The sequence below is a fragment of the Pseudomonas sp. UC 17F4 genome (genome assembly GCF_900101695.1).
Lineage (GTDB): Bacteria > Pseudomonadota > Gammaproteobacteria > Pseudomonadales > Pseudomonadaceae > Aquipseudomonas.
This window is the reverse complement of record NZ_FNKV01000001.1, coordinates 1,483,411-1,496,286: the sequence shown is the minus strand read 5'-3', so window position 1 is coordinate 1,496,286 and position 12,876 is coordinate 1,483,411. Positions and strand designations below refer to the sequence as shown.

Sequence of the window (12,876 nt, the reverse complement as noted above, 5' to 3'; positions counted from 1 at the left end):
ACGCAACCCGAATGCCGATGGGCGCCATTGAGCGCATCAAGTGCGCGCATTGTCCGGGATTCACGGCAATGGCTCAAGCGCACCGCTACCCATAGCCGACAGCGCGGCGACTGCCTATAATGCCGCCCCTATGGCTAAACAAAAGAAACATCCGACAGGGACTATCGCGCAGAATAAAAAGGCGCGTCACGATTACTTCATCGAGCACAAGTTCGAGGCCGGATTGGTCCTGTCCGGTTGGGAAGTAAAAAGTCTGCGTGCCGGCAAGGCGCACCTGACCGACAGTTACGTGGTGCTCAAGGATGGCGAGGCCTGGCTGATGGGCAGCCACATCACGCCGCTGACAGCCGCCAGTACTCACGTCATCGCCGACCCGACACGTACCCGCAAACTGCTGCTCAACCGTCGAGAGCTGGAACGCCTGCACGCGGCTGTCCAGCAGAAGGGCTACACCTGCGTGGCCTTGTCGATCTATTGGAGCAAGCACTTGATCAAGTGCGAAATCGCACTGGGCAAGGGCAAGAAGGAATACGACAAGCGCGATACCCAGCGCGAGCGCGATTCCGACCGCGAGTTGCAGCGCGCGGTACGCAACAAGGGCAAGGAAGACTGATTCCAGCCTGAAGCGCCCTCATCGCGGGGCAAGCCCGCTCCTACAGGGGCGAGTTTGCCCCGCGATTGCTAGCGCCCGCTGCGCCGCTCCGCCCGCGCCACCCGCTGGACTTCCTGACGCACTTCATCGAGCACCTCCTGCACATACGTGATGTGCCGGCTGGAGACTTCGCGTGCATCTTCGGCACGCCCTTCGACAATCGCCAGGTACAGCTCGCGGTGCTGGCTGATGAGCATGTCGCGGGTTTCGCTGCGCTGTTTGTACATGCCGCCGATGTTGGTCACCACGTTGCGCTTGAGCAGGTCGAACAGGCCACGAATGGTGTGCAACAACACCGCGTTATGACTGGCTTCGGCGATTGCCAGATGAAAACGCGCATCGGCCGCGCCCTCTTCGGCCCGGTCGACTTCATCAGCGCGGGCATAGCAATCCTGCAAGGTGTCGAAGGCTGCCTTGAGCCGCAGGCGGTCAGGCTCGGTGGCACGGATCGCTGCATAATAGGCACAGGATGCCTCCAGGGTATGCCGAAATTCTAGCAAGTCGCGCTGCGCTTCAGGGTTGCTTTCGAGCAACTGCAGCAGCGGGTCACTGAAGGTCGAGCCGAGCGATTCGGCCACATAGTTACCACCGCCCTGGCGGCTGACCAACAAGCCCTTGGCCACCAGCTTCTGGATCGCTTCGCGCAACGACGGTCGTGACACGCCGAACTGCTCGGCCAGCGCCCGCTCGGCAGGCAGGCGCTGACCGGCCGTCAAGGTGCCTTCGAGAATCATCCCTTCCAGCCGTTCGACGATATCGTCGGACAAACGGCGTTGGCGGACCTGATCAAAAACCATCACATGCTCTCCACAATCCCGAGTGCGTTCGGGGCTGTCTATTCTGGCGCATCCGCGACCCGCCGACACTAATCAGTTGGCAAATTTCCCTGCCGTTCAGGCCCGCTCCCCTTCAACCATCCCAAGAAAAGTTTCCTGGGACAAATTGACACAGCCACTTCGAGGCTTTTAACCTAGCGCCTCGACATTGTAAATTGGTCTTACCAATTATCCAATGCCAGTGCCTGACCAACAACAATTAGGGGCCACCCCATATGCAAACCTGGCAACAGCTTTACAGTCCGCTTGGTAGTCTTGGCCTGTCCGCGCTCGCGGCAGTCATCCCGATCGTGTTCTTTTTCCTCGCGCTGGCGGTGTTCCGCCTCAAGGGTCACGTGGCTGGCAGCATCACGCTGGGCCTGTCGATCCTGGTGGCGATCTTTGCTTTCCAGATGCCTGCCGACATGGCCCTTGCCGCCGCCGGATACGGCTTTGCCTATGGCCTGTGGCCGATTGCCTGGATCATTGTCGCCGCAGTGTTCCTGTACAAGCTGACGGTCAAGAGCGGCCAGTTCGAAGTGATCCGCAGCTCGGTGCTGTCGATTACCGACGACCAGCGCCTGCAGGTGCTGTTGATCGGTTTCTGCTTCGGCGCCTTCCTTGAAGGTGCGGCAGGCTTCGGCGCCCCGGTGGCGATCACCGCCGCCCTGCTCGTGGGCCTGGGCTTCAACCCGCTGTACGCCGCCGGCCTGTGCCTGATCGCCAACACCGCGCCTGTGGCCTTCGGCGCCCTGGGCATCCCGATCATCGTGGCCGGCCAGGTCACCGGTATCGATGCGTTCAAGATCGGCGCCATGACCGGCCGCCAGCTGCCCTTGCTGTCGCTATTCGTACCGTTCTGGCTGGTGTTCATGATGGACGGCCTGCGCGGCGTCAAAGAGACCTGGCCAGCCGCCCTGGTGGCCGGCCTGAGCTTTGCCGTGACCCAGTACTTCACCTCGAACTTCATTGGCCCGGAACTGCCGGACATCACCTCGGCCCTGGCCAGCCTGATTTCCCTGACCCTGTTCCTCAAGGTCTGGCAGCCCAAGCGTTCGTTCGCCGCCGCCCCCGGTAGTGTTGGCGCCGCTGTGGTACAGAGCGGTGGCAGCCAGCCTTCGCCGTACAGCTTCGGCGAGATCTTCAAAGCCTGGTCGCCGTTCCTGATCCTCACCGTGCTGGTCACCATCTGGACCCTCAAGCCGTTCAAGGCCGCTTTCGCCGCCGGTGGCTCGATGTACAGCTGGGTATTCAACTTCGCCATCCCGCACCTTGACCAACTGGTGATCAAGACCGCACCGATCGTCGCCACCCCGACGGCGATCCCGGCGGTGTTCAAGCTCGACCCGATTTCTGCCACCGGTACCGCGATTTTCTTCTCGGCGCTGATCTCGATGCTGGTGCTGAAGATCAATTTCAAAACTGGTCTGACCACTTTGAAAGAGACCTTCTTCGAACTGCGCTGGCCGATCCTGTCGATCGGCATGGTCCTGGCCTTTGCCTTCGTCACCAACTACTCGGGCATGTCGTCGACCATGGCCCTGGTACTGGCCGGCACTGGCGCGGCGTTCCCGTTCTTCTCGCCGTTCCTCGGCTGGCTGGGCGTGTTTCTGACCGGTTCCGATACTTCGTCGAACGCCCTGTTCAGCTCGCTGCAGGCCACCACCGCGCACCAGATCGGGGTCAACGACACCCTGCTGGTGGCCGCCAACACCAGCGGCGGCGTGACCGGCAAAATGATTTCGCCGCAGTCGATCGCCGTGGCCTGCGCCGCTACCGGCCTGGTCGGCAAAGAGTCGGACCTGTTCCGCTTCACCCTCAAGCACAGCTTGTTCTTCGCCACTATCGTTGGCCTGATCACCTTGATCCAGGCTTATTGGCTGACCGGCATGCTGGTTCACTAAAGTGTCAGGGGCCGGGCGCGTTGTGGTGCGCCCGGCAGCTCCCCTTCACCCAACGCTGCGAGACCCCATGATCATTTCTGCCGCTACCGATTACCGCGCAGCAGCCCAACGCAAGCTGCCGCCATTCCTGTTCCACTACGCCGACGGCGGTGCCTACGCCGAGCACACGCTGCGCCACAACGTCGAAGACCTGGCCGGCATCGCCCTGCGCCAGCGCGTATTGAAGAACATGTCCGAGCTGAGCCTCGAGACCCAACTGTTCAACGAAACCCTGAGCATGCCGGTGGCCCTGGCCCCGGTCGGCCTGACCGGCATGTACGCACGCCGCGGCGAAGTCCAGGCGGCGCGGGCGGCAGCGGCCAAAGGCATTCCGTTCACCCTGTCGACGGTGTCGGTGTGCCCGATCGAAGAAGTGGCGCCGGCCATTGACCGGCCGATGTGGTTCCAGCTCTATGTGCTCAAGGATCGCGGCTTCATGCGCAACGCCCTGGAGCGCGCCAAGGCCGCTGGCGTTACCACCCTGGTGTTCACCGTGGACATGCCGGTGCCCGGCGCCCGCTACCGCGATGCGCACTCCGGCATGAGCGGCCCGAACGCGCCGCTGCGCCGCGTCTGGCAGGCCATGACCCACCCGCAGTGGGCCGTGGATGTCGGCCTGCTGGGCAAACCCCATGACCTGGGCAACATCTCCGCCTACCGCGGCAGCCCCACGGGGCTGGCCGATTACATCGGCTGGCTGGGCGCCAATTTCGACCCGTCGATTTCCTGGAAAGACCTTGAGTGGATCCGCGAATTCTGGGAAGGCCCGATGGTGATCAAGGGCATCCTCGACCCGCAAGATGCCAAGGACGCCGTGAAGTTCGGCGCCGACGGCATCGTCGTCTCCAACCACGGCGGCCGCCAGCTCGATGGCGTGCTGTCGAGTGCCCGCGCCCTGCCGGCGATTGCCGACGCGGTCAAAGGCGATCTGAAGATTCTCGCCGACTCCGGCATCCGCAGCGGCCTGGACGTGGTGCGCATGATTGCCCTGGGCGCCGACACCGTGTTGATCGGCCGTGCATTCCTCTACGCCTTGGCCACCGCCGGTGAAGCCGGGGTGAAGAACCTGCTGGAGCTGTTCGAAAAAGAAATGCGCGTGGCCATGGTGCTGACAGGCGCCAAATCGATCAGCGAAATCACCCGCGACTCGCTGGTCCGCGAACTGGGTGCCTGATAGCCGCGCCTTCGAATCACCGCCTGATTGACCGGGGCACGCGGCGCACCAGACGCCACGACCCCGCGAGGAGATTGCATGAGTCTGCCCGCCGCGTTTCTCGACTCGGTAGCACGCCTGATACCCGCCGAGCGCCGTTTCGACGACCCGCTGTCGACCCTGGCTTTCGGCACCGATGCCAGCTTCTACCGGCTGATTCCCAAACTGGTGATACGGGTCGAATCCGAAGATGAAGTGGTCGCCCTGCTCAAGCTGGCCCAGCGCGAGCGCGTGCCGGTCACCTTCCGCGCCGCCGGCACCAGCCTGTCCGGCCAGGCCATCAGCGATTCGGTGCTGATCGTGCTCGGCGATAACTGGAACGGCCGCGAGATTCGCCACCAGGGCCAGCAGATCCGTCTGCAACCGGGCGTGATCGGCGCCCAGGCCAATGCCTGGCTGGCCCCGTTCGGGCGCAAGATCGGCCCGGACCCTGCCTCGATCAACGCCTGCAAGATTGGCGGTATCGTCGCCAACAATGCCAGCGGCATGTGCTGCGGCACCGCGCAGAACACCTATCACACCCTGGCCGGCATGCGCCTGGTGCTGGCCGACGGCACGCGCCTGGACAGCGAAGACCCGGCCAGCGTCGCCGCCTTCGAACAGAGCCACGCCGACCTGCTCGATAAGCTCGCGCGCCTGGCCCGGGACACCCGCGCCAACACTGAGCTAGCCGCCAGAATTCGCCACAAGTACCGCCTGAAGAACACCACCGGCCTGTCGCTCAATGCCCTGATCGACTATGACCAGCCGCTGGATATCCTCAGCCACCTGCTGGTCGGCTCCGAGGGCACCCTGGGCTTTATCAGTGCCGTGACCTACGACACGGTGATCGATCACCCGAACAAAGCCTCGGCACTGATCGTCTTCCCGGATGTAGAAACCTGCTGCAACGCCGTTACCGTACTCAAGAGCCAACCGGTATCGGCGGTGGAACTGCTCGACCGACGCAGCCTGCGCTCGGTGCAGGACAAGCCCGGGATGCCGGCCTTCGTCCAGCAACTGTCCGATGGCGCCTGCGCACTTTTGATCGAATCCCGCGCAGCAACCCAGGCGCTGCTGCACGAGCAACTGGCGCAAATCATGGCCTCGCTGGCCAGCTTCCCGGTGGAAAAGCAGGTCAACTTTACCGAAGACGCCAAGGAGAACGCCAAGCTCTGGGCCATCCGCAAGGACACCTTCCCGGCCGTTGGCGCGGTGCGCAAGACCGGCACCACGGTGATCATCGAAGACGTGACCTTCCCGGTCGAGCAACTGGCCATCGGCGTCAATCGCCTGATTGCGCTGTTCGACAAACATCACTATGACGAGGCGATCCTGTTCGGCCATGCCCTGGAAGGCAACCTGCACTTCGTCTTCACCCAGGGCTTCAACAGCGCCGAAGAGGTCGCGCGTTACCAGGCCTTCATGGACGACGTGGCGCAACTGGTGGCGGTCGAATTCGGCGGCTCGCTCAAGGCCGAACACGGCACCGGGCGCAACATGGCACCCTTTGTTGAGCTGGAATGGGGCAGCGATGCCTACCAGTTGATGTGGCAGCTCAAGCGCCTGCTCGACCCCAATGGCATTCTCAACCCGGACGTGGTGCTCAGCGAAGACCCGCAAATCCATCTGAAAAACCTCAAGCCGCTACCGGCGGCTGACGAGATCGTCGACAAGTGCATCGAATGCGGCTTCTGCGAGCCGGTCTGCCCGTCCAAGGGGCTGACCCTGAGCCCGCGCCAGCGCATCGTCATGTGGCGCGATATCCAGGCGAAAAAACGCGCTGGCAGCGATACCCGCGAGCTGGAACGCAACTACCAGTACCAGGGCATCGACACCTGCGCCGCCACCGGCCTGTGCGCCCAACGCTGCCCGGTGGGTATCAATACCGGTGAGCTGGTGAAAAAGCTGCGCGGCCAGGCTGCCGAACACGTGAAGACTGCCGATTGGCTGGCTGACAATTTCCATACCGCCCTCAGTGGCGCGCGCCTTACCTTGCAAGCCGCCAACGGCGCCCGTCGCCTGCTTGGCGCGCCGCGCCTGAGTCGCCTGAGCGCCAGCCTCAGTAAGCTCAGCCACGGCCGAGTACCACAGTGGACGCCGGCCATGCCACAACCGCTAAAAGCGGTGCAGCTCAGCCCGGCCAGCAACGATGCGCGGCCCCGAGTCGTCTATCTGGCCGCCTGTGTTTCAAGGGTGATGGGTCCGGCGGCGGCGGATCGCGAGCAAACCTCGTTGCTGGACAAGACCCGCGCCCTGCTGGAAAAGGCCGGCTATCAAGTGGTATTCCCGGACAACCAGGACAACCTGTGCTGTGGCCAGCCGTTTGCTTCCAAGGGCTATGCCGAGCAGGCCGAGCACAAGCGCCAGGAGCTGATCAACGCCCTGCTGCACGCCAGCCGCGGCGGCCTTGACCCGATCTACTGCGATACCAGCCCGTGCACCTTGCGCCTGGTCCAGGATCTCGCCGAAACGCGCCTGGACCTGTATGACCCGGTGCGCTTCATCCGCACCCACCTGGTCGACAAGCTGGAGTTCACCCCCCAGGACGAGCCGATCGCCGTACACGTGACCTGCAGCACCCAGCACCTGGGTGAAAGCCAGGCGCTGATCGACCTGGCGCGGCGTTGCAGCAAACAGGTGGTGATTCCCGAAGGCATCCATTGCTGCGGTTTTGCCGGTGACAAGGGCTTTACCACCCCGCAGCTCAATGCCCATTCGCTGCGCAGCCTCAAGGATGCGGTGCAGTACTGCAGCGAAGGCATCTCTACCAGCCGCACCTGCGAGATCGGCCTGTCGAACCATGGCGGGATCGATTATCACGGGCTGGTGTACCTGGTGGACCGGGTAACACGGGCGCGGGCTATCTGAACCTTTGTGAGAGCGGAGCAGTCCATCAAATTAGGCCCCCCTTTCCCGAGGCCTTCCCAGCCAAGGAGATTCACATGAAGCGTACTGCGATTTCCGGACTGTTCATTGCCGCCGCACTGCTTGCCTCCCCTGTGTTTGCGGAAGAAGACCTGTGCGCCCTAAACCTGCAGAAGATTGAAGATGCCACGGCTACCGCCGGAGCTACCTCCGAAGGTATGGACAACGCCGTGGCCGAGCATGTCAAGGACGCCAAGGCTGCCCAGGCAGCGGGTAACACGAAAGACTGCATTGCTATTACCAGCAAGACTCTGGAGCGCCTGGAGAAAACCGAGAAAGGCAGCAACGGCCAATAACCCGTCTGCCGGGCGATGTCAGACCAGCAGTCGACGTCGCCCGACCGATGGCGTATACTGGACCTCGAGCGTTGAAAAACGCTTACAGCTAGAGCGCAACACATGGGGCCGATTAGGATTCGACGCCGGTAGTGAAACTCTAGGTGCATGCCGAGTTGGTAACAGAACTCGTAAATCCACTGTTGCAACTTTCTATAGTTGCCAATGACGAAAACTACGAGGGTTACGCTCTCGCTGCGTAAGCAGCCGAGCCCGCTCTCCTGGTAGCTTCGGCTCCAGCAATCACTAGGGGATGCCTGTAAACCCGAAGTGATTGTCATACAGAACAGGATCGCCGTGCAGTACGTTGTGGACGAAGCGGCTAAAACTTACACAACTCGTCCAAAGCACCCTGCCCGTCGGGCGGCTGCGGATTAACTCAATAGACACGGCTAAGCATGTAGTACCGACAGCGGATCACTGGCGGACGGGGGTTCAAATCCCCCCGGTTCCACCAAATACGCAAAACGAAAAAGGCATCTGGCGCTTGCGCCGATGCCTTTTTTGTTGCCCGGAGAACCCTGACTGAACCCGCCTGTCGGCCATCGACACGCTGCGGACAAAACCGTGCTCATCCTATTGGCGCAGCGGTCGATAAACACCTGGAAGGACCGCCCCGTCTCGTATCCTTGTCGACTCCGGGGGGCCGCAACCACCACAGAACAGGAGCAGGCATGAAAGTCTGTATGACCCACCGCGAGACCTTCTACCACGTTCTCAAGGCAGTGTTTGACGCCTGCAATAAAAAGCCGGTCATCGCCGAGCTTGGCGTCTTGCGCGGGCAAAATGCGCTGAACCTCTATAACGCCCTCAGCCCTGAACAGATGGTCTTGATCGACAGCTGGAGCCCCTCGGCCACCGAAGCCTACAGCCCGTTCGACCAGCTGCCACCTTGGGTTGACCCTGTAGATAGCTATGATTACTACTATGGCGGCTCGCTTTATGACATGGCCACCTGGGACAACCTGTATGAAGAATGCCAGGGCAAATTCGCCGACAAGCCCAACGTCACCCTCATTCGCGCCGAGACGATCGACGCCATTCCTGAGATCCAGCCAAGAACCGGTATCGAGAAATTCGACCTGATCTACATTGATGCCAACCATCAATACGAGTACATCCTGCGCGACATGATGTACTACCAGGACCTGCTGGCCGATGATGGCTTCATGCTTCTCAACGATTGCTGCCATAGCCTGCAAGGCACCAAGCAGAACCTGGGTGTACTGGAAGCCCTCAGCAGCTTCCTCAAGCGTTCCGACTTCGTGCCTGTGGCCGTGACCAACACTGACTGGTCGGATGTCATCCTGGTCAAAAAGAACTCGATGATGCTGCAACTTGTGGACATCGCCATCACCAACTCGGATATCCCGTTCGTCGAAATCCCGCATCAACTGATGTCCGCCGCCCGGGTTGTTTACGGCAAGCAGCGCACCAACATCAGCTTTGCCTGATCCGGCGTACTTCAAGGACGAAGCCATTGCGCCCATTGATTATCCTGACCCTGCTCCTGCTGTGCGGGTCGCTGCAGGCCGCACCTAAGTGCGAGGACTTCCTCGGCACATTGGGCGCGTACCCCAAGGGCATCCAGTACCAGGGCTGCCATCAGGACATCGAAGGACAGACGGCGCCCTTGATCGCGACCTACAAGGTCAGGGGCACCGAAGCAGCGGTGGCCGAGGCCCACCTGCAGCAAACCTATGGCATGGGCCGCCTGCAGTTTTTCTGCTGCATGTGGGACTCGCTGCGCCACTTCCACCGCGACCCACACAGCGGCATCACTTACCAAGTCCTCATGGCCTCCGAAGAGACGCTGGCCAACCAGCGCTCGCAGTGGGCACAGATCGAGTTCTTCTACATCACCGTCAGCGTCGATACCCTCGAACCCTGAGCGGCCATCAGCCCTTGGCGAACTGCAGCAGCACCTCCAGCGGATGACGCAACTGGCGCTCAGCCATGCGCTTGACCTGGCTGCGGCAGGAATAACCGGTGGCCAATGCTTCCCCCGGTTTATCCAGCTTGCCGGCCCAGGATTGCTCGAAGATGGTCCGCGAGGTGTCCTGGTTGCGCGCTTCGTGGCCATAGGTACCCGACATGCCACAGCAGCCAGTGGCTTCGGTAACCAGTTTCAGCCCCAGGCGGGCGAATACCTGTTCCCACTGACGGGTGCTGGCCGGCACGTTGGTTTTTTCGGTGCAGTGGGCCAGCAGGCGGAAGGTTTCGCTGGCGCCCGCAGCCTGTTCAGGCAGCACGTCGATCAACCATTCCTGCGGCAGCAGCACCTTCGGGCAATCGCTCAGGCTTTCGACCTTCTGGTATTCCTGGCGATACACCAGGGTCATGGCCGGATCGAGGCCGACCAGCGGCACGCCGCAATCGGCCAGGGCCTTGAGCTGGGTGGCGTTGCGAATCGCCGCTTTGCCAAAGGCTGCGAGGAAGCCCTGGACATGCAAGGGTTTGCCGTTGGCGCTGTAGGGCGCGAGGAACACCTTGTGACCCAGCCGATGGGCCAGTTCGATGAACGACGCCAGCAACGGTGTTTCGAAGTAGCGGGTGAAGGCATCCTGAACCAGAACGATGCTGCGCTCGCGCTGGGCAGGGGTCAGCTCGCGCAGCGCGGGTACGCTGGCCGCGCGCACGTTGCAGCGGGTCAAGGTGTTCTGCAGGTTGTAGCGGCTGATCAGCGGGCTGTCGAGCATGCCGACATGGCGCTCAAGCAGGCGGCTGACCCACTTCGAACCCATCACCGCGTTGTACAAGCCTGGCGCATAAGCCATGTAAGGAATGCTGAACTCCAGCGAACCGATCAGGTAGTCACGCAGCGGACGCTGATAGCGGCCGTGGTACAGCTCCAGAAAGCGTGAACGAAACTCCGGCACGTTGACCTTGATCGGACACTGCCCCGCGCAGGATTTGCACGCCAGGCAGCCGGCCATGGCTTCGTAGACTTCGTGGGAAAAGTCAGCCTCGCCACGGGAGCGGGCCTGGTTGTTGCGCAGGCGCTTGGGCAGCTCCTTGAGCCAGGAGGTCTTGTTCTTTGCCGCCGCCAGCACATCGATACTGGCCGCACCCTGCAGGCGCAACCATTCGCGGATCAGCGAGGCACGGCCCTTGGGCGAATGCTGGCGTTCGCGGGTGGCTTTCCACGATGGGCACATGGCGTCGTTGGGGTCGAAGTTGTAGCAGGCGCCGTTGCCGTTGCAGTGCACGGCGCTGCCAAAGCTCTGCCACACCCGCTCATCAATCTGCCGGTCAAAGTCGCCGCGCATCGGTGCTTCGTTGACCTTTATCAGACCCTGTTCGCTGTCCGGCGGGGTGCAGATCTTGCCGGGGTTGAGCTGATTGTAGGGGTCGAAGGCGCCCTTGAGCGATTGCAGCGCCGGGTACAGGGCGCCGAAGAAATCCGGCACGTATTCCGAACGCAGGCCCTTGCCGTGTTCGCCCCAGAGCAGGCCGCCGTAGCGATGGGTCAGCGCCGCCACGGCATCGGAAATCGGCTTGACCAGCGCCGCCTGGGCCGGATCTTTCATGTCCAGCGCCGGGCGCACGTGGAGCACGCCGGCATCGACGTGGCCGAACATGCCGTAGGCCAGGCCGTAGCTGTCGAGCAAGGCACGGAAATCGGCAATGTAGTCGGCCAGTTGCTCGGGCGGTACGGCGGTGTCTTCCACGAACGGCTGCGGGCGCACTTCGCCTTCAACGTTGCCAAGCAGGCCCACCGAGCGCTTGCGCATGGTGTAGACGCGGGTCACCGCTTCGGCGCCTTCAGCCAGGGTGTGGCCCAGGCGCTCGACGCCGGTATCGGCCTGCAGGTGGGCGACGAAGGCTTGCACCCGCGCGTTCACTTCTGCCGGATCATCACCGCAGAACTCCACCAGGTTGATACCGAGGGTCGGGCGCTCGGCTTCGGCGGGGAAGTACTCGGCGACGCTGTGCCAGACGATGTCCTTCATCGCCAGCATCAGCACCTTGGAGTCCACCGTCTCGATCGACAGTGGCTTGTGCGCCATCAGCGCATTGGCATCGCGCAGGGCATCCATGAAGCTGCTGTAGCGTACGTTGACCAGCACGGCGTACTTGGGAATCGGCAGCACATTGAGCTTGGCCTCGACCAGGTAACCCAACGAGCCTTCGGCACCGCACAGCACGCTGTTGAGGTTGAAGCGGCCCTGCTCGTCGCGCAGGTGCGCGAGGTCGTAGCCGGTCAGGCAGCGGTTGAGCTTGGGGAAGATGGTCTCGATCAGTTCGGCCTGGGTTTCCTGAATCTGCCGGGCCATGCGGTACACCTCACCGCTGCGGCCTTCTTGTGCACAAGCCTGCTCCAGCGCCTGATCATCAATCGGCAGGCTGTGCAGGCGCTCGCCGCCGAGCAGCACACTGTGCAGTTCGAGCACGTGGTCGCGGGTCTTGCCGTAGGTGCAACTGCCCTGGCCGCTGGCATCGGTGTTGATCATGCCGCCGACGGTGGCGCGGTTGGAGGTCGACAGCTCCGGGGCGAAGAACAGCCCGTGGGGCTTGAGCGCTGCGTTGAGCTGGTCCTTGACCACCCCGGCCTGTACCCGCACCCAACGCTCCTCGACGTTGATCTCGAGAATGTTGTTCATGTGCCGCGACAGGTCGACGACGATGCCGTCGGTCAGCGACTGGCCGTTGGTGCCGGTGCCACCGCCGCGCGGGGTGAGCTTGATCTGGCGAAAGCGCGGTTCGGCCATCAGCGTAGCGACGTGGGCAACATCCTCGGCATCCAGCGGAAACACCGCCGCTTGCGGCAGGCGCTGGTAGATCGAGTTGTCGGTGGCGAGCACCGTGCGGGTGGCATAGTCGGCGCTGAACTGGCCACGGAAACCGCTGGCGCGCAGGGCGGCGAGAAAATCGGCATAGTCGCCAGCGGGGGCGCTGGTCGGCAACTGGGCGATCATCAAAGGATGGCCTCTTTAATTTGGCTAATCACGGGAATATCGGAACACTTGCTGGCTGAGCATAATTAGGTCAGCCTCAAGACACTGATATG

The 12,876-nt window shown here is 62.3% G+C and carries 9 protein-coding genes and 1 other RNA gene; 8 read left to right on the top strand and 2 right to left on the bottom strand.

Annotated elements, in window-relative coordinates; all coding sequences use genetic code 11:
- Positions 1-130: 130 nt before the first annotated feature.
- Positions 131-613, top strand: coding sequence for an SsrA-binding protein SmpB (gene smpB, locus BLR26_RS06935; protein WP_028944546.1), 483 nt, complete (start codon positions 131-133; stop codon positions 611-613).
- A 68-nt stretch (positions 614-681) separates the two neighbouring features.
- On the opposite strand, the gene BLR26_RS06930 is transcribed toward smpB, so the two are convergent.
- A complete protein-coding gene (locus BLR26_RS06930; RefSeq protein WP_045199761.1) occupies positions 682-1,449 on the bottom strand; it encodes a GntR family transcriptional regulator in 768 nt (255 codons plus the stop codon).
- Positions 1,450-1,703: 254 nt separating this feature from the next.
- Between BLR26_RS06930 and BLR26_RS06925 the strand changes: the two genes are divergently transcribed.
- From BLR26_RS06925 to BLR26_RS06895, 7 genes are all read left to right on the top strand, one after another.
- Positions 1,704-3,371 carry a lactate permease LctP family transporter gene (locus BLR26_RS06925; RefSeq protein WP_093379286.1) on the top strand — a complete coding sequence of 556 codons (1,668 nt, stop codon included), beginning with the start codon at positions 1,704-1,706 and terminating at the stop codon, positions 3,369-3,371.
- Between the two features lie 67 nt (positions 3,372-3,438).
- Positions 3,439-4,584: an FMN-dependent L-lactate dehydrogenase LldD gene (gene lldD, locus BLR26_RS06920; RefSeq protein ID WP_045199765.1), complete on the top strand. Its 1,146-nt coding sequence runs from the start codon at positions 3,439-3,441 to the stop codon at positions 4,582-4,584.
- 78 nt (positions 4,585-4,662) lie between these two features.
- Entirely contained in the window at positions 4,663-7,473 is a 2,811-nt protein-coding gene (locus BLR26_RS06915; protein WP_093379281.1) for an FAD-binding and (Fe-S)-binding domain-containing protein, read from the top strand.
- Positions 7,474-7,547: 74 nt separating this feature from the next.
- Positions 7,548-7,826 carry a hypothetical protein gene (locus BLR26_RS06910; protein WP_045199770.1) on the top strand — a complete coding sequence of 93 codons (279 nt, stop codon included), beginning with the start codon at positions 7,548-7,550 and terminating at the stop codon, positions 7,824-7,826.
- A 104-nt stretch (positions 7,827-7,930) separates the two neighbouring features.
- Positions 7,931-8,322: a transfer-messenger RNA gene (gene ssrA / locus BLR26_RS06905) on the top strand.
- Positions 8,323-8,539: 217 nt separating this feature from the next.
- Positions 8,540-9,319, top strand: coding sequence for a class I SAM-dependent methyltransferase (locus BLR26_RS06900; protein ID WP_045199772.1), 780 nt, complete (start codon positions 8,540-8,542; stop codon positions 9,317-9,319).
- Between the two features lie 26 nt (positions 9,320-9,345).
- Positions 9,346-9,756, top strand: coding sequence for a DUF4952 domain-containing protein (locus tag BLR26_RS06895; protein ID WP_176794210.1), 411 nt, complete (start codon positions 9,346-9,348; stop codon positions 9,754-9,756).
- Positions 9,757-9,763: 7 nt separating this feature from the next.
- On the opposite strand, the gene BLR26_RS06890 is transcribed toward BLR26_RS06895, so the two are convergent.
- Positions 9,764-12,784 (bottom strand): D-2-hydroxyglutarate dehydrogenase YdiJ, encoded by a 3,021-nt coding sequence (locus BLR26_RS06890; protein ID WP_093379274.1) that lies wholly within the window; start codon positions 12,782-12,784, stop codon positions 9,764-9,766.
- Between the last annotated feature and the right edge of the window lie 92 nt (positions 12,785-12,876).

Coding starts and splice junctions, on each gene's coding strand:
- smpB (WP_028944546.1), top strand. CDS start 131: ATGGCTAAACAAAAGAAACATCCGACAGGGACTATCGCGCAGAATAAA.
- BLR26_RS06930 (WP_045199761.1), bottom strand. CDS start 1,449: ATGGTTTTTGATCAGGTCCGCCAACGCCGTTTGTCCGACGATATCGTC.
- BLR26_RS06925 (WP_093379286.1), top strand. CDS start 1,704: ATGCAAACCTGGCAACAGCTTTACAGTCCGCTTGGTAGTCTTGGCCTG.
- lldD (WP_045199765.1), top strand. CDS start 3,439: ATGATCATTTCTGCCGCTACCGATTACCGCGCAGCAGCCCAACGCAAG.
- BLR26_RS06915 (WP_093379281.1), top strand. CDS start 4,663: ATGAGTCTGCCCGCCGCGTTTCTCGACTCGGTAGCACGCCTGATACCC.
- BLR26_RS06910 (WP_045199770.1), top strand. CDS start 7,548: ATGAAGCGTACTGCGATTTCCGGACTGTTCATTGCCGCCGCACTGCTT.
- BLR26_RS06900 (WP_045199772.1), top strand. CDS start 8,540: ATGAAAGTCTGTATGACCCACCGCGAGACCTTCTACCACGTTCTCAAG.
- BLR26_RS06890 (WP_093379274.1), bottom strand. CDS start 12,784: ATGATCGCCCAGTTGCCGACCAGCGCCCCCGCTGGCGACTATGCCGAT.